General features: G+C 60.2%; 26 protein-coding genes and 1 other RNA gene. 11 read left to right on the top strand and 16 right to left on the bottom strand.

All coding sequences use genetic code 11. The features are described from left to right. The 12 genes from HXX25_RS02465 to HXX25_RS02410 form a co-directional block, all read right to left on the bottom strand. Positions 1–1,041, bottom strand: coding sequence for a rod shape-determining protein (locus HXX25_RS02465; RefSeq protein WP_187166947.1), 1,041 nt, complete (start codon positions 1,039–1,041; stop codon positions 1–3). Between the two features lie 106 nt (positions 1,042–1,147). Continuing rightward, positions 1,148–1,864 carry a TVP38/TMEM64 family protein gene (locus HXX25_RS02460; RefSeq protein WP_187166946.1) on the bottom strand — a complete coding sequence of 239 codons (717 nt, stop codon included), beginning with the start codon at positions 1,862–1,864 and terminating at the stop codon, positions 1,148–1,150. Positions 1,865–1,918: 54 nt separating this feature from the next. Further along, positions 1,919–2,434, bottom strand: coding sequence for a hypothetical protein (locus HXX25_RS02455; RefSeq protein ID WP_187166945.1), 516 nt, complete (start codon positions 2,432–2,434; stop codon positions 1,919–1,921). Between the two features lie 71 nt (positions 2,435–2,505). Next, positions 2,506–2,961, bottom strand: coding sequence for a DUF4440 domain-containing protein (locus HXX25_RS02450; RefSeq protein ID WP_187166944.1), 456 nt, complete (start codon positions 2,959–2,961; stop codon positions 2,506–2,508). A gap of 26 nt (positions 2,962–2,987) precedes the next feature. Then, positions 2,988–3,923: a tRNA (adenosine(37)-N6)-dimethylallyltransferase MiaA gene (miaA, locus tag HXX25_RS02445; RefSeq protein WP_187166943.1), complete on the bottom strand. Its 936-nt coding sequence runs from the start codon at positions 3,921–3,923 to the stop codon at positions 2,988–2,990. Then, on the bottom strand, positions 3,920–5,305 hold the full coding sequence (locus tag HXX25_RS02440; RefSeq protein WP_187166942.1) for a Do family serine endopeptidase: 1,386 nt from the start codon (positions 5,303–5,305) through the stop codon (positions 3,920–3,922). The genes miaA and HXX25_RS02440 overlap by 4 nt, the downstream gene beginning before the upstream one ends. A 97-nt stretch (positions 5,306–5,402) precedes the next feature. Next, positions 5,403–5,603 carry a DUF2065 domain-containing protein gene (locus HXX25_RS02435; RefSeq protein WP_187166941.1) on the bottom strand — a complete coding sequence of 67 codons (201 nt, stop codon included), beginning with the start codon at positions 5,601–5,603 and terminating at the stop codon, positions 5,403–5,405. A 9-nt stretch (positions 5,604–5,612) separates the two neighbouring features. Further along, positions 5,613–6,503: a protease modulator HflC gene (gene hflC, locus HXX25_RS02430; RefSeq protein WP_187166940.1), complete on the bottom strand. Its 891-nt coding sequence runs from the start codon at positions 6,501–6,503 to the stop codon at positions 5,613–5,615. A 1-nt stretch (position 6,504) separates the two neighbouring features. After that, positions 6,505–7,653, bottom strand: coding sequence for an FtsH protease activity modulator HflK (gene hflK, locus HXX25_RS02425; RefSeq protein ID WP_187166939.1), 1,149 nt, complete (start codon positions 7,651–7,653; stop codon positions 6,505–6,507). Positions 7,654–7,747: 94 nt separating this feature from the next. Beyond that, positions 7,748–8,257, bottom strand: a complete 510-nt coding sequence (locus tag HXX25_RS02420) for a dihydrofolate reductase (RefSeq protein WP_233346839.1) — start codon at positions 8,255–8,257, stop codon at positions 7,748–7,750. Further along, entirely contained in the window at positions 8,245–8,694 is a 450-nt protein-coding gene (locus HXX25_RS02415) for a hypothetical protein (protein ID WP_187166937.1), read from the bottom strand. The genes HXX25_RS02420 and HXX25_RS02415 overlap by 13 nt, the downstream gene beginning before the upstream one ends. Further along, a complete protein-coding gene (locus HXX25_RS02410; protein WP_187166936.1) occupies positions 8,691–9,545 on the bottom strand; it encodes a thymidylate synthase in 855 nt (284 codons plus the stop codon). The genes HXX25_RS02415 and HXX25_RS02410 overlap by 4 nt, the downstream gene beginning before the upstream one ends. A gap of 234 nt (positions 9,546–9,779) precedes the next feature. Here HXX25_RS02410 and HXX25_RS02405 point away from each other — a divergent pair, with 234 nt between their 5' ends. The 5 genes from HXX25_RS02405 (at position 9,780) to HXX25_RS02385 (ending at position 13,235) form a co-directional block, all read left to right on the top strand. After that, entirely contained in the window at positions 9,780–10,232 is a 453-nt protein-coding gene (locus HXX25_RS02405) for a helix-turn-helix domain-containing protein (protein ID WP_187166935.1), read from the top strand. A gap of 83 nt (positions 10,233–10,315) precedes the next feature. Further along, positions 10,316–10,696 carry a VOC family protein gene (locus tag HXX25_RS02400; RefSeq protein ID WP_187166934.1) on the top strand — a complete coding sequence of 127 codons (381 nt, stop codon included), beginning with the start codon at positions 10,316–10,318 and terminating at the stop codon, positions 10,694–10,696. 78 nt (positions 10,697–10,774) lie between these two features. Continuing rightward, the gene (locus HXX25_RS02395; RefSeq protein WP_187166933.1) at positions 10,775–11,662 is read left to right on the top strand and encodes a DUF3667 domain-containing protein; all 888 of its coding nucleotides are present in this window, start codon (positions 10,775–10,777) and stop codon (positions 11,660–11,662) included. Between the two features lie 16 nt (positions 11,663–11,678). Continuing rightward, positions 11,679–12,042, top strand: a transfer-messenger RNA (tmRNA) gene (ssrA, locus tag HXX25_RS02390). 125 nt (positions 12,043–12,167) lie between these two features. Then, the gene (locus HXX25_RS02385) at positions 12,168–13,235 is read left to right on the top strand and encodes a hemolysin family protein (protein WP_187166932.1); all 1,068 of its coding nucleotides are present in this window, start codon (positions 12,168–12,170) and stop codon (positions 13,233–13,235) included. A 65-nt stretch (positions 13,236–13,300) separates the two neighbouring features. Here HXX25_RS02385 and HXX25_RS02380 read toward each other — a convergent pair whose 3' ends face one another. Next, on the bottom strand, positions 13,301–14,656 hold the full coding sequence (locus tag HXX25_RS02380; protein ID WP_233346838.1) for a cytochrome P450: 1,356 nt from the start codon (positions 14,654–14,656) through the stop codon (positions 13,301–13,303). Between the two features lie 150 nt (positions 14,657–14,806). Between HXX25_RS02380 and HXX25_RS02375 the strand changes: the two genes are divergently transcribed. From HXX25_RS02375 to HXX25_RS02365, 3 genes are read left to right on the top strand one after another with little or no spacing between them, the layout of a single operon-like run. Then, positions 14,807–15,328, top strand: coding sequence for an SspB family protein (locus HXX25_RS02375; protein WP_187167727.1), 522 nt, complete (start codon positions 14,807–14,809; stop codon positions 15,326–15,328). Continuing rightward, a complete protein-coding gene (locus HXX25_RS02370) occupies positions 15,328–15,804 on the top strand; it encodes a PaaI family thioesterase (RefSeq protein WP_187166930.1) in 477 nt (158 codons plus the stop codon). The genes HXX25_RS02375 and HXX25_RS02370 overlap by 1 nt, the downstream gene beginning before the upstream one ends. Continuing rightward, positions 15,794–16,984 carry a nitrate/nitrite transporter gene (locus HXX25_RS02365; RefSeq protein ID WP_187166929.1) on the top strand — a complete coding sequence of 397 codons (1,191 nt, stop codon included), beginning with the start codon at positions 15,794–15,796 and terminating at the stop codon, positions 16,982–16,984. The genes HXX25_RS02370 and HXX25_RS02365 overlap by 11 nt, the downstream gene beginning before the upstream one ends. Here the strand turns inward: HXX25_RS02365 and HXX25_RS02360 are convergent. Continuing rightward, complete coding sequence (locus HXX25_RS02360) at positions 16,981–17,307, bottom strand: RusA family crossover junction endodeoxyribonuclease (protein ID WP_187166928.1); 327 nt, start codon at positions 17,305–17,307, stop codon at positions 16,981–16,983. The genes HXX25_RS02365 and HXX25_RS02360 overlap by 4 nt on opposite strands. Before the next feature lie 134 nt (positions 17,308–17,441). Here HXX25_RS02360 and fumC point away from each other — a divergent pair, with 134 nt between their 5' ends. Next, positions 17,442–18,833: a class II fumarate hydratase gene (fumC, locus tag HXX25_RS02355; RefSeq protein ID WP_187166927.1), complete on the top strand. Its 1,392-nt coding sequence runs from the start codon at positions 17,442–17,444 to the stop codon at positions 18,831–18,833. Between the two features lie 55 nt (positions 18,834–18,888). Here fumC and HXX25_RS02350 read toward each other — a convergent pair whose 3' ends face one another. After that, on the bottom strand, positions 18,889–19,293 hold the full coding sequence (locus HXX25_RS02350; protein WP_187166926.1) for a hypothetical protein: 405 nt from the start codon (positions 19,291–19,293) through the stop codon (positions 18,889–18,891). Positions 19,294–19,352: 59 nt separating this feature from the next. On the opposite strand from HXX25_RS02350, the gene HXX25_RS02345 reads away from it, so the two are divergent. Continuing rightward, a complete protein-coding gene (locus HXX25_RS02345; protein WP_187166925.1) occupies positions 19,353–19,577 on the top strand; it encodes a ribbon-helix-helix domain-containing protein in 225 nt (74 codons plus the stop codon). Here the strand turns inward: HXX25_RS02345 and HXX25_RS02340 are convergent. Beyond that, on the bottom strand, positions 19,559–20,155 hold the full coding sequence (locus HXX25_RS02340; protein ID WP_187166924.1) for a hypothetical protein: 597 nt from the start codon (positions 20,153–20,155) through the stop codon (positions 19,559–19,561). The genes HXX25_RS02345 and HXX25_RS02340 overlap by 19 nt on opposite strands. Before the next feature lie 106 nt (positions 20,156–20,261). Between HXX25_RS02340 and HXX25_RS02335 the strand changes: the two genes are divergently transcribed. Continuing rightward, positions 20,262–21,497 carry an MFS transporter gene (locus tag HXX25_RS02335; protein ID WP_187166923.1) on the top strand — a complete coding sequence of 412 codons (1,236 nt, stop codon included), beginning with the start codon at positions 20,262–20,264 and terminating at the stop codon, positions 21,495–21,497. Positions 21,498–21,502 lie beyond the last annotated feature (5 nt).

Below are 21,502 nucleotides of genomic sequence, written 5' to 3'. Positions count from 1 at the left end.
CTAAACTGCCTCGGACAGTATAGGCCGCCAAAGCTTGAGGTTTTCTACCGCCTTGCCGCAGCCCATCACAACGCAGGACAGAGGTTCGTCTGCGAGGCTCACCGGCAGGCCGGTCCGTTCACGCAGTTCGGTATCGAGATTACGAAGCAGCGCGCCGCCACCGGTCAGAACAATGCCCTTGTCGACAATGTCAGCGGCCAGTTCCGGCGGAGTGGCTTCCAGCGCCTGTTTGACCGCTTCCACAATCTGTTCGACCGGCTCGGACAGCGCATCGGCAATCATCGCCTCGGTCACGGCAATCTCGCGCGGCACACCATTCATGAGGTCGCGCCCCTTGATTTCAAGCGTTAGCCCCTCGCCTTTCGGCGGCGGCATGGCCGAGCCGATTTCCTTTTTGATCCGCTCTGCGGACGTCTCGCCAATCAGCAAATTGGCCGAGCGGCGGATATAATTGATGATGGCTTCATCCATCTTGTCGCCGCCGACGCGCACGGACCGCGAATAAACGATCCCCGACAGCGACATTACAGCGACTTCCGTCGTGCCGCCGCCGATATCCACAATCATCGAACCGGTGGGTTCGTCGATGGGCAGGCCCGCGCCGACAGCGGCCGCCATTGGCTCGTCGATCAGGAAGACCTTGCGGGCCCCGGCCAGACGCGCCGATTCATGGATGGCGCGGCGCTCAACAGCGGTCGCGCCGGAGGGCACGCAGATGACGACCTGCGGCGAGACAAAGCTCTGCCGGTTGTGCACTTTGCGCACGAAATAGCGGATCATCTCCTCGGCGACGTCGAAATCAGCGATAACGCCGTCCCGCATCGGACGAATCGCTTCGACATTGCCGGGGGTCTTGCCCAGCATCATCTTGGCTTCTGCCCCGACGGCCTGAACGTGTTTCCGGCCCTTCTCAATCTTGTAGGCCACCACAGATGGCTCATTCAGCACCACGCCGCGTCCCTTGACGTAGACAAGCGTGTTGGCTGTTCCGAGATCGATGGCGATATCGGCGAAAGGAAGACCAAAGAGACTATTGAACATGGGCGCGCGTTCATGTTGCGATCACCTGTCAGGCGATCAATTTTTCAAGAATTACCCTTGTGCGATGGTGCAGCGCGGATTGCAAGCGCGACAATGCAGCCACACGTCAAGTCTCTTCGTCGGTTTCTTCCGGAACCGGCAGGCGGCGGCGGGCTGCGAGCATGATGACGAGCCAGACGGCCAGCGCGACGACCATCAAAATCGCCGCGTAAAGCAGGTTTTCTCCCGACAAGGCCGTCAGCAGACTCTGCCCGGTCAGGCCGACGACCAGAATCTTGGGCGCGGTGCCCAGCATTGCGCCGAGAATAAAGGCCCAATACGGCGTTTTCGATGCCCCGAATGCCATGTTGACCACGATGAAGGGACCCGATGGCACAATGCGCACCAGAGCGCTGGCGATCAGCCCGTTCCGGCCGACAAATTCTGCCGCACGGTTCATCCATTCGCCACCGAAGCGTTCCAGAAGCCCGGCCCCGAAACTGCGCCCCATCCAGAAATTCACCGAGGCCGAACACGCCGTTGCGATCCACGCATAGGCGAAGCCGTAGATCGGGCCAAAAGCCAGCATCGTCGCCGCCATCAGCACAAATTGCGGTGCGCCGAACAGCGACATGATGATGTAGATCAGAATCGTTAGCGGCAGGGCATACCATTGACTGGCGGCGGCCTCGAAGACTTCACCAAGATTGTCGGTGCTGGCATCCAGAAATAGCCGGCCAAACACAAAGACCATGCCGACGGAGGTCAGCAAGGCAAAGGACACCATGACCGCCCGCTGAGCCCGGGCGTCCATATTCAGAATGAAATGCAGAAAACGGTTCATCGCGTCCGGGGCCCGGCTATTTCCTGGTTCCCAATATCACGCATGAATGCTGTATCAATCCTTATCGCTCACCGGGCGTACCGACGGGTCGCGTTCGCCATTGGCGATACGGGCCAGCTTCGAGCGCTGACGGGCCAGAACGGCCAGCTGTTGATCCAGAACCTTCAGGATCTCGCGGGCTTCCTGCTCGTCGATTTCACCCGGAGAGCGCTCAGTTTCACTCAGGGAATCCATCAGTGCGGTAATATTCCGCGCATGTTTGCGGCTGGCCTCACCGGCCAGGGACAGCCAGTTGTCATCGTCCGACTGATCCAGAGGCATGAAGATGCCTCCGGCCAGATAGGCCAGATCCTTCGCTGCGGAGGTCGCCCCGGTTGCTTCGGTCAGCCTGGCAACGCGGGAATAGGAGATTTCGTTCGTCGCATCCGGATCCGCCAGCGCGTAAACACGCGTCCGGGACAATTCCAGCAATTGCATGACTGCAGGAACACCGCCCGCTTCCTCAAATAGCGCGGCGACCACCGATTTGGGGTCTCCGTAGGGACGTTCCTTGACCGGCTTGAATGCCATCGACTCGCGCTCCGCTCATGCTGCAACGCGGCAAACCTAGCCAAATAACTCAAAGTGGCAAGCAATCTGGGCTATTCTTCCGCCGCGGGTGTTTCGCGGGAATTGGACACACCGGTATCCAGCACATATTGCCATCCCTCCGGCCCGAGACGCCAGGCGGAGACGTAATTGCCGGTTACGGCCGGCGCGGTGTCGCGATTTCCGTCGGGATGGTAGCTCCAGTCACCGTAAGTGACGGCGAAATCTCCGGCATCTCCCGCATATCCGCCGCGCGGCTCCCAGTGCAGCAACCCCGTTGCGCCTTCGCGTGACGAATAGATGGCATCGGGACCGACAATGTCATCGATATTCGGCTGGATCAGGCGGGCATCATCGGCTGCATAGAGCCGAAACCCTGCCGCAATGCCGTTCTCGGCAGCATAGGCGGCAAATTCACGATCAGTGCGCATGGCCTGCGCGACGGCCACGTCGGCATTCTGCATCATCGACAGCGCCAAAGCGCCCGCAAAAACAAAAGATATTGGCATAATCACCCCCGGACTTGAGGATTCAACTATCCGTCTGAACGATCCAGCTGTGAAATCACGTCTGCGAGAGAAATCTTTCCATCCGGGCAAGGCACACGCTGCCAATCCGGCATCTGGTTGCGGAGCCATGTGAGCTGCCGCTTGGCATATCGGCGCGAGTCCTGCTTGGCCTGATGCACCGCGTCGGCGAGATCGAGGCGACCCGCATGCACGGCCAGAAGAGGCGGCACACCCAGGGCCTTCATCGCGGGCAGGACCGGATCGAGCGCGCGTTCGGCCAGCGTTGCAATTTCCTCCATTGCGCCCTGCTCCAGCATCCGGTCAAACCGCTGCTCGATGCGGGCGTAAAGCGCGGCGCGGTCCGGCTCAATGACGAGTCCGGCCCAATCGCCTTGTGCCAACAGCGGATGCGTATCGGCCTGATATTCAGAGATCGCCCTGCCGGTCTCCAGCCCGATTTCGACGACCCGCATCATGCGTTGCCGATCGGCCGGCTTGATGCGCGACGTGGCAACCGGATCGCAGGCCATCGCCTGCTCACGCAAGGCGTCCAGCCCCTGGGCGGCGATCTCCTCGACCGATTGGCGGGTGCGCGCCGATATCTCCGGCATGGCGGCCAACCCCTTGACCAGCGCACTGAAATAGAGCCCGGTGCCGCCGACGAGAATGGGCCGCTTGCCCCGTGACCTTATACCGGCAATGCAGGCCATGGCCGCGTCGGCCCACCAGCCAACCGATGCCCGTTCGGACGCGTCCAGCACTCCAAAGAGATGGTGAGGAATCCCGCCCTGCTCGTCTGCTGCCGGCCGGGCCGAAAGAATGCGCAGATCGCGATAGACCTGCATGGAATCGGCGTTGATGATCTCGCCATTCAAAGCCCCGGCGAGCTCTACCGACAGCGCTGTTTTCCCCGACGCGGTCGGTCCGGCCAGCAATATGACGGGATCTGTGTTCGCGATCACCGGCGAATGGACTGGAAAACGAATTGCCCGCCGCGATTGAGCTGGAACAGCGCCACTTCTCCGTCTTCGTATTCTTCCAGAACCGTGACGGCTTCGGCCAACGTTTCGACCGGCGTGTAGGCGATCTCCGTGATGACATCACCGGGGCGGGCTTTTGCCGCGGCGTCGCTGAGCGGATCAACGGCCACGATCAGCACACCTTCGGCATCGGGGTGGACACGGAAGCGGCGGCGTGACGCGGCGTCGAGTTCGGCGAGGGTCAGACCAAACATTTCGGTTTCGCCGGCCTCGACTTCGGGCCGGGTACGAAGGGTGCGATTTTCAGGGCGCTCCTCGGTCAAACGTTCCACAGTCGCCGCGAGCGTCACCGGTTGGCCGCGACGCTGAACCCGGATCTGAACGCGGCGGCCGATTTCGGTTTCCGCGACGAGGCGCGAGAACATGCGGTCATCGACGATGTCGAACGTATCAAAGCTGAGGACGAGATCGCCCTCCTGGAGCCCGGCATCTGCCGCAGGCCCACCCGCCGTAATCCGGCGAACCAGTGCCCCCCGCGGCGCGCTCAGCCCGAGGCTTTCGGCAAGATCGGAATCGACGTTCTGGACGCTCACGCCCAGCCAGCCACGGCGGGTCTCACCATATTCGATCAACTGTCCCACCACGCGTTCGGCAATCGCCGAGGGGACGGAAAAGCTGATGCCGACGCTGGCCCCGGTCGGCGAATAGATCAGCGTGTTGATGCCGATCACGTCACCATCCAGATTGAAGAGCGGGCCGCCGGAATTACCGGTATTGATGGCCACATCGGACTGCAGATAATCGTCATAGCGCCCGCCGACATCGCGGCCGCGGGCAGAGACGACACCCGCCGTCAGGGAACCGCCGAAGCCAAACGGGTTACCGATGGCAATGACCCAGTCACCAACGCGGGCAGCATCGGAATCACCAAAAGAGACATAGGGGAAATCTTCATCCGCCGACTGTATTTGCAGCACCGCAAGATCGGTGACCGGGTCGCGGCCGATCAGCGTGGTCGACAATGTCCGGCCATCTGTCAGCGTCACTTCGATTTCATCTCCGTTTTCAATGACATGATTATTGGTCACGACCGTGCCACTGGGGTCGATGATGAAACCGGAGCCGAGGGAATTGGCGATACGCGGCGCATCGCCGAAGAATTCGTTGAAGCGTTCCAGCGGCGAGCCTTCGGGGAAGTCGGGCATGTTGCCCTCATCATCCCCGAGGCGCTGGGCTGAGGAAATATTGACCACGGCCGGGGCCAGCCGGTCGTTGAGATCAGCAAAGCCTTCTGCCGGAAATCTTTGCGCTGCCGCCGCTCCGGTGAGCACGATGAAAGACAGGAAGGCGGCAAGAATACGCATACAAAACTCCAGAACGGTCAAATCCGACCCCTACATGCCGCGAAGCGCGACACGGGGCAAGATAACTGACGAATTCGTCAACAATATGTGCAGGATTTCACGCCGCGCCCAATTGCCGGGCGAGCGCGACGATTGCCACGCCGAGGGCCAAAGCGAACAGCCCGGCGAAGCGCAGGGCTCCATCCGGGCTGTTTTGTATTTCAGCCATCATGCGTTTCATCGCACCTGGCGCGGCGGCGTAGACAAAGCCTTCGACCGCCAGAGCCAGTCCCACACCCAGAAGGATGTAGATCAGCATGACTGCGCCTTAATTGTCGCCGTTTTCAGCTCCGAAATACTCGAAGAATTCCGAATTCGGCGGGATCACGATCGGTGTTCCGCTCTGAATGGCTTCTTCATACGCCAGCATTGACCGGTAAAAGGAGAAGAACTCCGCGTCCCGGTTATAGGCTTCGGCATAGATGGCATTCCGTTGGGCATCGCCTTCACCACGCAGACGCTGGGCATCTGCCCGCGCTTCGGCGACGATGATCCGGGCGTCGCGGTCTGCCTCGGCCCGGATTTCCTGAGCGACCTGTTCGCCCTGGGCCCGGATACCGGCCGCTTGCTGCTGGCGTTCCGAGCGCATGCGTTCGAAGACACGTTCGGCAATCGTCGGCGGCAGATCGGCCCGCAGGATACGGACATCGATCACATCAATGCCGAGGTCCTGAGTGCGGACTTGTGCTTCAACCGCTTCCTGAACGCGATCCATGAGTTCGGACCGCTGCCCGGAAATCACGTCCTGCGACGGGATGGATGCGATCACGCCACGCAGGCTGTCATTCATGATGGAACGCAGGCGGGTGCGGACACCCTGTTCATCACGCACGGTCTGATAAAAACGCAATGGATCAGCGATCCGGTAACGCAGGAAGGCATCCACCACGAGGCGTTCCTGGTCTGCCGCCTGAATTTCTTCGGGCTGCATATCAAACTCGATATTGCGCTTGTCGAAATAAATGACCTGGGTCACGAACGGCATCTTGAAATGCAGACCGGCATTATCCGCCCCCATTTCATTCACCACACCAACAGGATCGCCGAATTGCAGGATCAAGGCGCTCTGACGCTCATTGACGACGAATATGGATTGAGAAACGACGACCGCAGCGCCAACGCCGATCACGATCAGAAGAGTGGAAATAAGGCGTCCCATTTTACTGACCTCCCTGCGTACGGTTACGGCCAAGCTGATCCAGCGGGAGATATGGTATCGCCCCGCCCTGCTCGTCCAGAATGATGAGCTCGGACCCGCCGAGCACGCGTTCCATGGTTTCAAGATACATCCGGCGACGGGTCACATCCGGCGCCAGTGCGTATTCGTTGTAAATGGCCACGAAGCGGTCAGCATCACCCTGGGCCTCGGCAATCACCGAGTCGCGATAACCTTGGGCTTCCTGACGCAACTGAGCTGCATTACCACGCGCTTCCGGGATCACCCGGTTGGCGTGAGCGGTGGCGTTCAGCCGAACGCGTTCTGCATCCTGAGCGGCAGAATCAACGTCCCGGAAGGCGTCAATCACCGACTGAGGCGCCTGCGCCCGTTCCAGGTTGACCTGGAGGATCTGGATGCCGGCTTCATACTCGTCGAGTGTTTCCTGCATCACCTGACGGGTTCGCTGGGACACTTCGGCTCGCGCGGTCGTGATAATCGGCACCAGGTCCGACGTGCCGGCTACTTCACGCATGGCACTTTCGGCAACGGCGCGAACAGCCGCTTCGGGGTCACGGACATTGAAGACGAAGTTGTCGATGTTCGCCGTATCCACACGCCATTGCACTTCAAAGGCGATGTCCACGATATTCTCGTCGCGCGTCAGCATCTGGCTCTCGGCAATGTTGTTATTGCCGATGGAGATGGTGCGGGTTTCGGTGACGTTCGGGAATTCGACCGATTCAATCGGCCACGGCATTTTCAGATTCAGGCCCGGCGGTGCGGTGCGCACATATTCGCCAAAGCGCATGACCACGCCGACTTCGGATGGCTGGACCTGGTAGACGGCCTGCCCCGGCCAGATGATCACGCCGAAGCCGACGGCCGCCGCAATGATGATGGCACCGAAAATGCCGCCACCCTTGCCGGACTTGCCGCCGCCGGATCCGCCGGAACCACCGCCGCCAAACAGGCCGCTCAGGCCAGCCTGAAGCTTGCCGACGAGCTCGTCGAGATCCGGGGGTTCCTGACCGCTACGGCCACCACCGCCGCCGCCATTCTGACCCCAGGGGTTATTCCTGTTTCTGTCGCCATTGCCGCCGGAGCCCCAAGGGCCACCGCCGCCTCCACCTGCATTATCATTCCAGGGCATGTAGGAGCATTCCTCCGTTAAGATCAGTCTTGCGCGTGTATGTGGACGCCTTTGCCCGCAGATTCAAGCGGAACCGGTGCGCTGCGCGTCCCTCTTACCGCCGTTCCAGAATCCGGAAGACGAAAGCATGATCATCCGAATCGCTCGCCGGGAAGGCCTCGCGGTGAATTTCTTTCCACGTGGCCGGGTCGAAAGGTTCAAGCACGGCGTCACCCTCCGGTTCGGCGTCGACCTCGGTCAGATAGATGCGGTCGGCCAGTTGGCGGGTCGCGGCGTAGATCTGCGCGCCCCCTATGATACAGACCTCATCCACACCATCCAGCTGCGCCTGTTTGCGGGCCTCGGCGAGGGCCGCACCGGGATCGACGGCCACGATGGCACCTTCGGCAGTATAGCCGGCGTCACGCGTCACAACAATATTGAGGCGTTTGGGCAAAGGCCTGAAGGGCAGGCTTTCCCACGTTTTGCGGCCCATGATGACCGGCTTGCCCAGCGTGTTTTTCTTGAACAATTGAAGATCGGTTTTCAGCCGCCAGGGCAGATCGCCATCCACACCGATGACGCCGTTTTTCCCGGTCGCGACGACGAAGCTTATGCGGGCCAAATCAGCCCCCACAAGCGCTCGGTGGCAAACATCAGCCAGATACCCGCTACCGCCAGTGGAATACCAAAGGCAAAGGCCCCCGGGCCGAATTTGCGAATGCCCCGGGATGGTATGGCTTTGCGATAGGCGACATAGCCGGGCAGCTTGTCGCGCACGATGCCGGCGGCCGTGCGCATTTCCTGCAATTGCCGGGCGTTCACGATCAGCCACAGAATCGACATGACTGCCCCGATCAGGATGCACGCCATAACGGCAAAGATGTGGAGATATTCAATCGCGGTGACCGCGAAGACGAGCAACATGGCGTGTGCAATCAGGAAATAGCCCGAGCGTTCGTTCAGTACGCGCTCTTCATGCAGGGCCAGTTCCCACAACCGGTCAAGCTCGCGGTCGCTGAGTTCCGCCTCTGCCGGCGGCGTTTCAGCCGCCTCACTCACACCGCCACCGGCGCCGCGATCCGGGGATGCGGATCATAATGCTCGATGGCGACATCCTCGAACTCGAAATCGAAGAGGTCTTTCTTGTCCGGGTTCAGCGCCAGTTTCGGCAAAGCGCGCGGCGTGCGCGAGAGTTGCTCCCTCACCTGATCCATATGGTTTGTATAAATGTGGGCATCGCCGAAGGTGTGGATATAGTCGCCGACTTCCAGGTCACAGACCTGCGCCACCAGATGGGTCAAGAGCGCATAGGAGGCGATGTTGAACGGCACGCCGAGGAACATGTCGGCGGAACGCTGATAAAGCTGGCAGGAGAGTTTCCCGTTCGAAACATTGAACTGGTAGAGCGTGTGACAGGGCGGCAGCGCCATGTTGGGCACATCGGCCGGGTTCCATCCCGAGACGATCAGGCGGCGGGAGGCCGGATTGTTTTTGATCTGCTCGATCATGTTGGCCAGCTGGTCGATCTCGGTGCCGTCCGGGCCCTCCCAGCGGCGCCATTGCTTGCCATAGACCGGGCCGAGATCGCCATTCTCGTCCGCCCACTCATCCCAGATCTTCACGCCCCGATCCTGCAGCCAGCGGATATTGGTATCGCCGCGCAAAAACCAGAACAGCTCGATGGCGATAGATTTGAAATGCACCTTCTTGGTGGTCAGAAGCGGAAAGCCCTTGGACAGATCACAGCGCAATTGACGGCCAAAGACAGAGAGCGTGCCGACGCCGGTGCGGTCGTCCTGACGCTCGCCATTTTCCAGAATGTCTTCCAGCAAATCCAGATAGGCCGATTCCACGTCCGATCCCCCGGACCGGTCGGGGCGGAAATCATCCAGTCTTTCTGCATTGGCCATGGCGCGATCCTTTCGAGGCCATACTCTAGCGATTCGCGTGAATTGATCGCACCCGGAATCGCCGGGCTATCCACAGATTATCGCAGACGCCTGCAGTTGCGACCGAATTGGCCTCAATGGCGGGCTCGTGGCGTGGGACTGGCGTGACGCTGACGCCCGGCTGGCGTGGCGGGCGAAGGCGGATTTTGGCTTTTTGCCGTCCTCCGATTACAAACCCACAACGAGGGAAATGAAATGGCTTTCAAAACTGACTCCGCAAAAATCAAACGCTGGCGCGAGGAGCGTCACTGGTCGCAGGAACACCTGGCCGAGCTGGCCGGTGTCGGCATCCGCACGGTGCAGCGTATCGAGAATGGCGAACAGGCCTCGCGTGACACGATCATGGCCATCGCCGCGGCGTTCAATGTCGAAGCGATTGCGCTGTGCATTGATCCCGAAACCGAGGCCGACGAAATTGTGCAGCAGCGCAATACCGAAGTGGCAGCCGGCTTGCGCCTGTCTTTCCTGATTCACCTCGTCGGCTATCTGATGGGCATGGTGGTATTTCTGGCCATCAACCTGTCTGAGGGTGCCTTTGTGATGAAATGGGCGACGATCTGGTGGACAGTCGGGCTGGCCGGTCACGCTGTGCCGGTCGCACTGGTCGAAATCGTGTCCCGCTTCCAGATGCGGGCGCGGCCTGGCTGACTCAAACGCGTCATCGAATTCCGCTTGCAAGCCGATCCGTTTTCGATAGATTGGGATCATCAGAACATAGAGGGAACATTCAAATGCTGGGTTATGTAACACTGGGAACCAACGACCTTGAAAAGGGTGCGGCATTCTACGACAAGCTGTGTGGCGCGCTGGGTGTCGGACGCATGATGGAATCCGACACCTTCATCGCCTGGGGCAAGCCGAATGGCGGCGCCGGCATTGGCCTGACCAGGCCCTTCGATGGCAAACCGGCTACCGTCGGCAATGGCGTCATGGCGGCCTTGCAGGCCGACAGCCCTGCGCAGGTCGATGAAATCTACAAGCTGGCCATCGAGCTGGGTGCCACGGATGAAGGCCCGGCCGGCGCGCGCGGCGACTGGTTCTATGCCGGTTATTTCCGCGATCCGGACGGCAACAAGCTGAACGTCTTCTGCATGACCGGTGCGCCGTCCTAGACCCATCGCACGAGTCTCTCGTCATTGACCGGCGGGCAGGCTATCCTGCCTGCCGGGATGACGGATTCAAATTCAGATATGCCGGCTGAGGCTGAAACCTGCGCCAATTGCGGCGCAGCGCTCAGCGGCGATTATTGCGCGCAGTGCGGGCAATCCCGTTCCGAACTTCAACGCCCCTTCCTGACGCTTCTGACGGAAGCGATGGACGGCGTGCTGAACTGGGATGGCCGATTGCTGACGACTTTCCGACGGCTGTTTGCCCGACCGGGGAAAATTGCACGCGCCTATATCGACGGGAAGCGGCAGAGCCATACCCCGCCACTGCGGCTTTATCTGATTGTCAGTCTGGTATTCTTCGCTCTGATGGAGACGTCCGGTGTCCGGATTGTTGCCGTGGACAGCACGATCGATGATGTCGGCGATCCAAATCTGACCATCACAATGTTCCAGCCCCGACGTGATGGTGAAGCACACGTCATGACCCCGGAGGAACAGGAAATTGTCATGGAAGGAGCCCGCGAAGCGGATATTTCCGGGCCTATTCAACGCCTCGCTCTGCGCGCCATGACCGCTCCGGAAGCGGTCGAACAACAAGCGGCGGCATCCTCTAGTCAGGCCATGATCCTGATGGTTTTTGTCTTCGCGCTGCTGTCAGGACTCTTCCATCCCCGGCGGCCGATTATCGAACATGCCGTCCACGCCCTCTATTTCCATGCAGCGCTTCTGCTGCCCTTTGCCGGCTTTATCTTCCTCGGGATTTATATTCCCGGCCTGCCGCTGTGGGGCGCAATAGGGCTGGCGATCACTGCGCTTCTTTCAATGTTGACGGGATTTCTTTTATTCGATCGCGGGTTTTATGGTTCCAGCTGGATCGGGGCCAGCCTGCGTGCCATTCCCATCCTTCTTGGATATGTTACCGGGGCGGTCTTCGTTGCCATGGGCCTCATCCTGCTGGGCTCGCTTTAGGGAAATCCGGAGTCTTTCACTTCAAATTCACGCCAATCATGCCTATATTGGCTTTGTCGGTTCGCCGACTATGACGATAAATGGTGCGTGTAATAACTGAACTGGACCCGGGTGCGATTCCCGGCAGCTCCACCAATTTCTCCCGGCACTTCGCTAACGTGCCGGATTTACGGGGCTGATCAGGATCGACAGGCAGCTAAAGACGTAACTTTCGTTCGCGTGGGTACCGTTAAATGCCCGTTTTAGTAGTTGCAAACGACAACTATGCTGAAGAGGTCGCTCTCGCCGCGTAATGCGGTGCGAGTATCTCGCTTTAAAGTCCTGAGCCCATAGCAAGCTCAGGCGGGGTCCGGAGGCGCCTGGCAACAGAAGCCTCCACTTTCCTTCTTTTATTCATACCACTTCACCGGGCCGGGCAGACATGCGCCCGGACCGCCGCTATACCTGTTTTCCATTCAACGCTCCGGCGATGCGCCGGTTCAATTCCGCGGATCTGGCGAGGCTCATGACACTCCTGATTTTCTATCTCCTGCTGGCGCTGGTCGTCTCCTTTTTCTGTTCCATGGCCGAAGCCGTGCTGTTGTCGGTCCGCCCGTCCTACGTGGCGGCGCTGGCCAAGAAGGGCGGTACGGGCTCGCGCGCCCTGTCGGAAATCCGCGAAAATCTGGACCGTCCGCTGGCCGCCATCCTGACGGCCAACACGATCGCCCACACGGTCGGTGCCGCCGGTGTCGGGGCGCAGGCTGCCATTGTCTTCGGCAGCAATTCGCTCGGCGTCACATCGGCGGTGCTGACGCTGCTGATCCTGGTGTTGTCCGAGATTATCCCCAAAACACTCGGCGCGACCCACTGGAAGGCGCTTGCGCCGACGATGGCGATCCTCATCCGTGCGCTGACGCGATTGCTCTTCCCCTTTGTGTGGATGTCAGAGCGGCTGACCCGGCTCTTGTCGCCGTCCGGCGCAGGCGCGCATACCTTCAGCCGGGACGAGTTGTCGGCGATGGCCGCGATCGGGGCCGAGGAAGGCGCGCTGGAAAGCAAGGAATTCAATATTGTCACCAATCTCCTGCACCTGCGCAAGCTGTCGGTGCGGGACATCATGACGCCGCGACCGGTGATTTTTACCGTCGGCGCGGGCATGACGGTGCAGGATTTTTTCGCGAAGTACTCGGACAATCCCTTTTCGCGTATTCCCGTCTTTGACAAGAGCCTCGACGATATCACCGGCTATGTGCTGAAGACCGACCTGCTTGTGGCGCAGGCGCGGGACGAATTTGCAACCACACTGAATGATTTCCGACGCGACTTCCTGGTGCTGGCTGACACCACCACCGCATCGGCGACATTCGACCGGCTGATGCACGAAAAAAGCCATATCGGTCTGGTCATTGACGAGTTCGGCACCCTGCAGGGGCTCGTCACGCTGGAGGATGTGGTCGAGACCCTGATCGGACTCGAGATCACCGATGAGCTCGATCGCGTGGACGATATGCAGGCGCTCGCCCGCGAACGGTGGCGTGATCGCATGCAGGCCATCGGGATCGACCCGGACAGTGTCGAGCAGGAATCGTGAAGTGGCGGCGTTCGGCTTGGCGCGAGGCTGACATGCCCACGAAGTAAGCCCCGAAGGACGGCCTGTTAAACCCGCTTCACAACCAGTGGCAGACCCTCTTCCGGGCGCAGCGTCACCGTCATGACCGGGCGCGGTACGAATCCGCCGGGCACGCTGAATTCCAGATCGCGGACCAGGGTCGCCAGAATGACAACGGCTTCGGTGAGCGCGAAGACCGAACCCACACAGGCGCGAGGCCCACCACCGAAGGGCTTGAACACCCATGGATCTGATGGCCGGTTTTCGCGATTGAACCGTTCGGGATCAAACACGTCCGCCCTTTCCCAATAGCGATGATGGCGGTGCAGTGCGTAAAACGCGATGATGGCAACATCGCCCTTCTTCACCGAGCGCTCGCAAATTTGCGTATCGCGGATGGCCTGACGCCCGACCAATGGCGCGGGCGGATAAAGGCGCAGGGTCTCGTCAATAATCTGACGTGTGAAGACGAGACGGGCCACATCGTCCGCCGCAAAGGCACCGCTGGACACAGCGGCGGCTTCGGCCCGCACCCTGTCCTGCCAGTCCGGCCGGCAGGCAAGAATGTAGAGCGCCCATCCAATGGCGATGGCCGTGGTTTCGTGCCCGGCAATGACGAGGCTGAGAACATTATCGCGGACATCAATGTCAGACAGGGCCGCCTCTCCCGCTTCTGTCTGCGCTTCGAGCATCAGCTGGAGCAGGTCTTCCCGCGTCGTCCCGGATTGCCGCCGGGCGGTGATTTCCGCACTCACCGCAGCGCGCAATGTTTTCCGGGCTTTCAGTGCCTTGGGCCCGAGAATACGCGGCGTGGTTTCCGGTAAAGGCAGGAGGTCGGTAAATCGCGTGCGGCCGGTTTCGGAAAAGACCAGTTCGATGGCGGACCGGATCTGTCCCCGATCAAAATCATTGGCTTCGGTAAACAGGGCGCGCTCGATGACGCTCAGGGCAGCGCGATTGAGCGCCGGGGTAATGTCCGTTCCGGCAGGCTGATCAGCAATGGATTTCGCCGCAAAGGCCGCTGCGTCCGACATGGCCGGCACCAGATTCATGATGCGCTGGCGGACAAATCCGGGCTGCATCGCCTTTCGCTGTGTCTTCCACCAATCGCCATGCGCGGTCAAAATCGCTTCGCCCAGTATGGGCCGCAGCATGCGCTGGATCAGCGGAGACTTGCGCCAGGCCTCCGGATCATCCTGCAACACCGCCTTCATCTCCTCGGGGCCGGACAGGGTGTGTACGGTCCGGCCGAGAAAGGGCGCGGAAATCCGCGTGAACTGAAACGCCTCCTGGGGGAGAATTTCGACGGGCGAATGGCGCAAGACCCGTGCTGTGCCAAGCAAACCGAGAGGTTTGCGCTGGCGCGCGGGCATCGGAGGAATGAAATCGGTTTCGGCTGTCACGGGAAATCGCGCCTTTTTTGCAGTGTGGCACAATCTAGCGCATCGCGAAAAAATAGCAGTGCGACAATCCAGACATCGTTGACGACCCGCCCGGCTTGGCTACTTTTGGCGCAGTTGATCAAGGGGGAGTTCATCGTGGCGACTGATCTAATGCGCTACGATCTGATGGCGCAGGAAGCATTGAGAGGCGTCATCCGCGAAGCTTTGATTCGCGCCGCCGGACCCAAAGGTCTGCCGGGGGCTCACCACTTTTATATCAGTTTCAAGACCGAAGGGGCTGGCGTCGATATCGATGAAAGCCTTCGCGAACGCTATCCGGAAGAGATGACAATCGTTCTGGAGCATCAGTTCTGGGACCTTCACCCGGAAGAGGATTATTTCGAGGTCACGCTGAAATTCGGCGGTGTCCCGAAATACATGAAAGTCCCGTATTCCGCGGTCAATCGGTTCCACGATCCGTCCGTCGGCTTCCATCTGCAGTTTGAACCGCTGATGCGGGAAGCGGGCGATGCGGCGGAAGATCAGCCGGCCAAGGAGCCCGCCAAGCTCAAAACTGCGGCCAAGAAAAAACCAAAGGCGAAAAAATCCGGGGCTGCCACGCCGGCGGAAATTGCGGCGACCAATGGTGATGGCGCGCAGGTTGTCAGTCTCGACAGCTTCCGCAAGAAGTAATGAAATATCCCACACCGCCCTGGGATGAGGCGACCATTCGCCGGTTTTTCACCGAAGTTCCGACCCAGCTTGAATACTCCAAGCTGCTGGGCTTCAAATTCATTGATCTGAATTCCGAGGACATGTGGTTCGACGCCCAGTGGGAGCCCGACTTGCGCGTCTGCAGCCCGACGGGCGCCGTGCAAGGCGGCATGGTCACCGCCATGCTGGATGACACGATGTCGCTGGCCGCAGTCACCGTGGCAGGATTTGACGGCGTGGTGCCGACGCTGGAAATGAAGACCAGCTTCATCTCTCCGGTCTGGCCGGGCAAGCTGCGTTGCCGTGGTCAGGTCATCAAGAAGGGCAAGCAATTCTTCTTCACCGAAGGCTGGCTGTGGGATGCCGACGGTAAACTCTTGACCAAGTCCAGCGCGACCTGCTTTCACAAATCGCATGAGGAAGTGAAGCGCATCCGGAAAGAACGTGGCCTCTAAAGCCGTTTCAATTACGCTGATTACACTGTCGCAGGTGCTGGCATTATCCGTCTGGTTTGCCGGGACGGCCGCCCTGCCCGCACTGAATACTGCGGCAGATATCGGCAGCGCGGCTCAGGCCGCCCTAACCTCTTCGGTCCAGGTCGGCTTTGTAGTCGGGGCGCTGACCAGCGCTATTCTCGGCCTTGCTGATCGTTTTGACCCCCGGCGGGTCTTCATGGCCGGAGCGCTGCTCGCGGGCGCAGCTAATGCCATAGCAATGCTGACCGAGCCCGGCAGTATGGCCATGATCGCGATGCGCGCTGTGACCGGCTCATCGCTTGCCCTGGTCTATCCGGTTGGCATGAAGCTGGCGGCCAGCTGGGCGAAAGGCGATGCCGGGCTGCTAGTTGGCCTGCTGGTCGGGGCGCTGACGCTCGGCTCGGCGACACCCTTTGCCTTCAATCTGTTTGATATGGGCTTGGGCTGGCAAACGCCTTTCCTGTTCAGCACGATTGCTGCGGGCCTCGCGGCGCTACTTATCGGCTTTGCCCGCGCCGGTCCGGCATTCAGGCCCGGTCTCCGTTTTGACCCCGGCGCGGCCTTTCTGGCCTTTCGCGACCCGGCGCTGCGCTATGCCAATTTCGGCTATCTCGGACATATGTGGGAGCTCTATGCCATGTGGGCTTGGGTGCCCGTATTTCTGCACGCCTATTATGGCTCGAATGCAGTGGCGGCCGATCTGACGGCATTCAGCGTCGTGGCGATTGGTGCTGGCGGATGTCTGTTTGCCGGGTGGGCCGCGGACCGTTTTGGGCGAACCACCATAACTATGGCGGCGATGAGCGTCAGCGGCTTCTGCGCACTGATATCCGGATTTCTGTTCGGGGCGCCGGTCTGGTTGCTGGTGCCGGTATTGCTGATCTGGGGGATCAGCGTCATCGCCGACAGCGCCCAGTTTTCAGCCGCCATCACCGAGCTTGGTCCGCCCGAAAAGATCGGGACGCTTCTGACAATCCAGACCGCCACCGGCTTTGCCCTGACGGCCATCATCGTGCAGCTTCTGCCGCGGTGGATCGGCTTTGCAGGCTGGACCTATGCCTTCATTCCGCTGGCGATTGGCCCAATGCTTGGCGTCTGGGCTATGTGGCGGTTGCGGCAAAGGCCGGAGGCTGTGAAACTCGCTGGAGGACGGCGTTAGGCCGCGTCGCGATTGAGCGGACGCGCCCTCACCTTCACACGGGCGCGGTCGGACAGGACTTTTTCGACCATCAGCTTTTCAACCTGGCTGTCATCATGGAAGACACAGCCCGTCAGCGCGTCGAGCACGGCCTTGGCGACATTGTCGACATCATGGACCGGGCTGTTTTCGGTGCGCTCGATACGGATCTCGACTTCATAGGGGCCGTATTTCGGACGGACGCGTTTGAATTCTGTACGAAAAAACTCGCCAATCAGGGTTTTGAACCGCTTCGATTGCGAGGTAAGCGCGTCGACGCGCAAGTGTAGACTATCGGCTGACATAGCGGCCTGTACCCGTCCTTTTCCAGTCCAAACCAGTGCGCCGTCTTGATCCATGCCGCCCCGGTGATAAACGCTAATCCGAATCGATATTAACCTTCTGCTCTAACCGGCAGATGTGCAAGGAGCCTCGCGCCATGAGCGAAACCCGCACCGAAACAGACAGCTTTGGTCCTCTGGAAGTTCCCAATGACAAGCTTTACGGCGCGCAATCGGCTCGCTCCCTGATCAATTTCGCCATTGGCGAAGAGACCATGCCGGCGCCGATGATTCGCGCGCTCGGCATCATCAAGCGCTCGGCCGCGCGGGTGAACAAGTCCATCGGCAATCTGGAACCGGAGCTCGCTGACGCCATTGAACAGGCCGCGGGTGAGGTTGCCGAAGGCAAGTGGAATGACCATTTCCCGCTCTCTGTCTGGCAGACGGGGTCAGGCACGCAGTCCAACATGAATACGAATGAGGTCGTCTCCAACCGGGCGATCCAGATCCTCGGCGGCGAGATCGGTTCAAAAGACCCGGTCCACCCCAACGATCATGTGAACCGCTCGCAGTCCTCCAACGATACTTTCCCGACGGCCATGCACATTGCGGCGGCCGAGGAAATGCATCACCGCCTGCTGCCGGCATTGCAGACGCTGCGCAATGCGCTGAATGACAAGGCAGAAGCGTTCAAGGATATCATCAAGATTGGCCGCACCCACCTTCAGGACGCGACACCGCTGACGCTCGGCCAGGAATTTTCCGGCTATGTGGCGCAGATCGATCTGGGCATGCAGCGCGTCAATGAAGGCCTCGCCTATCTCTATTACCTCGCCCAGGGCGGCACAGCGGTCGGCACCGGCATCAATGCCAAACCGGGTTTTGACGTGGCCTTCGCCGAAGACGTGGCCAATTATACCGGACTGCCGTTCAAGACCGCGCCGAACAAGTTCGAAGCGCTGGCCGCGCATGATGCCTATGTGTCCGCGCATGGCGCGCTGAACACGCTGGCCGCTTCGCTCAACAAGATCGCGAATGATATCCGCATGCTGGGCTCGGGTCCGCGTTGCGGTTTCGGAGAGATCTCGCTGCCGGAGAACGAACCCGGTTCGTCCATCATGCCGGGCAAGGTCAACCCGACCCAGTGCGAGGCCCTGACCATGGTCTGTGCCCAGGTGATGGGCAATAACGTCGCCATTTCGATAGGCGGCGCGCAAGGCCATTTCGAGCTCAACGTGTTCAAGCCGATGATGGCCTACAACATGCTGCAATCGATCCGGATCATGGCGGATGCCTGTGTGTCCTTCACCGACAAATGCGTCACCGGCATTGTCGCCAATGAAGACCGCATCACCGATCTGATGGAAAAATCCCTCATGCTGGTGACCGCGCTGGCCCCGACCATTGGCTATGACAATGCCACACTGGTCGCCAAGACCGCGCACAAGAATGGCACGACTCTGAAGGAAGAGGCGGTGAAGCTGGGCTTTGTGACGACGGAAGAGTTCGACAAGGCCGTCGTGCCGGCGGACATGATCAAGCCGAAATAGGATCGGACCTCTTCTGCTTGCCGGGAAGTGTGCCGGAGCGACACGAAGAGCTGATCTAGTCCCGCTTCATGCCCCGCGCATGGAAGAAAAACCAGATCGTCGCGAGATAGGAGGCGATGGTCATTGAGAGAATGATCCATGGCACAGGTGCCAGACCGCCAGCGCCGCTAATGACCGGGCCCATCCAGCCCAGACCGGTCTCGGGCAACTGGCCCTGTGCGCTGATCTGAGCGCCCAATCGGGCAAAATCGCTATAGGCGGCAAAAATCTCATTGATAAAGCCCAGCGAAAACAGCGAGAAAATCACCAGCAACAGGGCAGACAAGGTCCGGTCGAGCTTGTGAGCGAAGAAATAACTGACCGCGATCATGCCGGAAATGATGGCGAGGAAATTGGCGAATGTGGCCTGAGCGGCCTCCATAATGGTAAAAAACAGGCTGGCCAGTTCGTAATCACTCATGCGGCATCCCCCCGCGACTATGCCTTTTGTATCTATCAGCTTTCCGCTAGACACCCAATATGCTGATCAAACGCTCGCTCTCGATATCCAGCCACAGGACCAGTCTCGCGCTGGAGCCTGAATTCTGGGCCGTTCTGGATGCCGCGGCCGAACAGCGCGGCATGGCCTTTGCGGCGCTGATCCGCGAGATAGACGAGGCGCGCGCCACCGCCGATCCGGATCAACCGCTCTCGTCGGCCTGCCGGGTGTTTGCATTGCAGACAATTCAGTCCCAGGCGGGATGATCTTCATTGAGATAGCGCGTTTCTCCGCATACAAATCGCGGCGCCAGATCGGCGGCGAGCTCATGCGCGATCTCGTTGGCGTTCGGCATCTCCATCGCGTTGATATACGCCATATGACACGCGCTCACCGGCCCTTCCGCACGTAGCGCGAAAATGACGAGAATATTGGAATGCGTGGTCGCACCGCCCGTATACTCGGCGGTTTCCTGATTATAGTTCGGGGTTAATCCACGATACCGCACAATGGCGGCGTAGGGCTCTTCCTCATCCGGCCGGTAGCGCCAGTCGATGACCGGACCTATCATCATGTCCAGCCCGGCCAGCGATGGGCGTTCGTCCAACTGCGCCTCGATGCCGTTCGGGCCGATGGCCATGGCCGAGGAGCGCTCGCTGTAAGGCAGCCAGATTTCCTGACCCTGTGGCCCGAGACAGACCTGAAGATAGGGGGCCAGATCGCCCGGATCGCGATCCTCGCAATTGTCGAACCGGGTAAATTCGCTGCGATGGCCTTCCGCAAACTGCGCCAAGGCACCGGACGTCAGACATGCTGTAATGAGGATTCCGAACAAAATACGCATGAGGCATCTTCCCTTTTGGTGGATGATGGCCTGTCTGCCGCCATCCGCCAAGGGGAGGTGCTACATCGCCGCTTGACCGCCGCGCGTCTGCGCGCTCTAAGCGCCTATGACTTCTGACATATCGTCGTCCCCGAAATTATCGGCCTTTCGCCATACGCCGTACCTGATCTACTGGCTGTCGCGCTCGGTTGCGGTGTTTGCGGCGCAGATCCAGATCACGGCACTGGGCTGGCAGGTCTATGATGCCACCGAGAGCGCATTCCTCTTGGGCCTGATCGGGCTGTCACAGTTTCTTCCCGCCTTGTTGCTGGTGCTGGTGACCGGCGCTGTGGCCGATCGCGCGCCACGCCGTTTGATCATGACGGTCTGCATGATGGCGATGGCCGGCGTGGCCGGCAGCTTCCTGATCTATACGGTTTCGGGCAGCCAGATCGTCTGGATCCTGTTCGGACTTCTGGTGGTTTTCGGCACTGCCCGCGCCTTCATGGGCCCGGCCGTGCAGGCGCTTCTGCCCAATATCGTCCCGCCTCACATGTTATCCAACGCCATCGCGCTCAATTCTTCCGCCTGGCAATTGGCGACCATTGTCGGGCCCGTGGCGGGCGGACTGCTCTATGGCGTCTCGCCCATTGCCGCATATTCCGCGGCGACGTTGCTGATGGGGCTGGCGGCAACGCTGACCTTCTTCATCCCCAAGCCGGAGCAGCACAGGGAAACCGAGCCGCGCAGCTGGGAGACCATTCTCGCCGGTTTCAAATATATCTGGAATGAAAAGATCGTGCTCGGCGCAATCTCGCTGGACCTGTTTGCCGTCTTGCTGGGCGGGGCGGTGGCGCTCCTGCCGATTTTTGCGCGTGACATTCTGGAGGTCGGGCCGGTCGGCCTGGGCCTGTTGCGCGCCGCCCCCGGTATCGGCGCGATTGCCGTGGCCATCTATCTCGCCACCCGCTCGATCAAGGATCATGCCGGGCTTTACCTGTTTATTTTCGTCGGCGTCTTCGGCGCCATGATCATCGTCTTCGGCTTTTCCGAACTGGCCTGGCTCTCCATCGTCGTGCTGATGTTTGCGGGCGGGGCCGACATGATCAGCGTCTATATCCGTGAAACCCTGATCCAGCTGTGGACGCCGGACCGGCTGCGGGGCCGGGTCAATGCGGTGAATATGATCTTCATTGGTGCCTCCAACGAACTGGGTGAATTCCGGGCCGGTGTCGTCGCCGCCGCCATCGGCGCAAAGGCGACGGTTGTGATTGGCGGGGCCGGTACGCTGGCTGTCGCGGCGATCTGGGCCAAGCTCTTCCCGGAGCTTCGAAAAGCGCGCCATCTCGACGGGCGGCCTTGACGGGG

Origin of the sequence: Hyphobacterium sp. CCMP332, assembly GCF_014323565.1 — a bacterium.
Classification (GTDB): Bacteria; Pseudomonadota; Alphaproteobacteria; order Caulobacterales; family Maricaulaceae; genus Hyphobacterium.
Note: the sequence above shows the minus strand (reverse complement) of the source record. Positions and strands in the feature narration are given on the sequence as shown.

Coding starts and splice junctions, on each gene's coding strand:
- HXX25_RS02375 (WP_187167727.1), top strand. CDS start 14,807: ATGCGCTACGATCTGATGGCGCAGGAAGCATTGAGAGGCGTCATCCGC.
- hflC (WP_187166940.1), bottom strand. CDS start 6,503: ATGGGACGCCTTATTTCCACTCTTCTGATCGTGATCGGCGTTGGCGCT.
- HXX25_RS02395 (WP_187166933.1), top strand. CDS start 10,775: ATGCCGGCTGAGGCTGAAACCTGCGCCAATTGCGGCGCAGCGCTCAGC.
- HXX25_RS02440 (WP_187166942.1), bottom strand. CDS start 5,305: ATGCGTATTCTTGCCGCCTTCCTGTCTTTCATCGTGCTCACCGGAGCG.
- hflK (WP_187166939.1), bottom strand. CDS start 7,653: ATGCCCTGGAATGATAATGCAGGTGGAGGCGGCGGTGGCCCTTGGGGC.
- HXX25_RS02335 (WP_187166923.1), top strand. CDS start 20,262: ATGACTTCTGACATATCGTCGTCCCCGAAATTATCGGCCTTTCGCCAT.
- HXX25_RS02400 (WP_187166934.1), top strand. CDS start 10,316: ATGCTGGGTTATGTAACACTGGGAACCAACGACCTTGAAAAGGGTGCG.
- HXX25_RS02350 (WP_187166926.1), bottom strand. CDS start 19,293: ATGAGTGATTACGAACTGGCCAGCCTGTTTTTTACCATTATGGAGGCC.
- HXX25_RS02465 (WP_187166947.1), bottom strand. CDS start 1,041: ATGTTCAATAGTCTCTTTGGTCTTCCTTTCGCCGATATCGCCATCGAT.
- HXX25_RS02360 (WP_187166928.1), bottom strand. CDS start 17,307: ATGTCAGCCGATAGTCTACACTTGCGCGTCGACGCGCTTACCTCGCAA.
- HXX25_RS02385 (WP_187166932.1), top strand. CDS start 12,168: ATGACACTCCTGATTTTCTATCTCCTGCTGGCGCTGGTCGTCTCCTTT.
- HXX25_RS02405 (WP_187166935.1), top strand. CDS start 9,780: ATGGCTTTCAAAACTGACTCCGCAAAAATCAAACGCTGGCGCGAGGAG.
- HXX25_RS02410 (WP_187166936.1), bottom strand. CDS start 9,545: ATGGCCAATGCAGAAAGACTGGATGATTTCCGCCCCGACCGGTCCGGG.
- HXX25_RS02450 (WP_187166944.1), bottom strand. CDS start 2,961: ATGCCAATATCTTTTGTTTTTGCGGGCGCTTTGGCGCTGTCGATGATG.
- HXX25_RS02455 (WP_187166945.1), bottom strand. CDS start 2,434: ATGGCATTCAAGCCGGTCAAGGAACGTCCCTACGGAGACCCCAAATCG.
- fumC (WP_187166927.1), top strand. CDS start 17,442: ATGAGCGAAACCCGCACCGAAACAGACAGCTTTGGTCCTCTGGAAGTT.
- HXX25_RS02460 (WP_187166946.1), bottom strand. CDS start 1,864: ATGAACCGTTTTCTGCATTTCATTCTGAATATGGACGCCCGGGCTCAG.
- HXX25_RS02345 (WP_187166925.1), top strand. CDS start 19,353: ATGCTGATCAAACGCTCGCTCTCGATATCCAGCCACAGGACCAGTCTC.
- HXX25_RS02435 (WP_187166941.1), bottom strand. CDS start 5,603: ATGCTGATCTACATCCTTCTGGGTGTGGGACTGGCTCTGGCGGTCGAA.
- HXX25_RS02370 (WP_187166930.1), top strand. CDS start 15,328: ATGAAATATCCCACACCGCCCTGGGATGAGGCGACCATTCGCCGGTTT.
- HXX25_RS02340 (WP_187166924.1), bottom strand. CDS start 20,155: ATGCGTATTTTGTTCGGAATCCTCATTACAGCATGTCTGACGTCCGGT.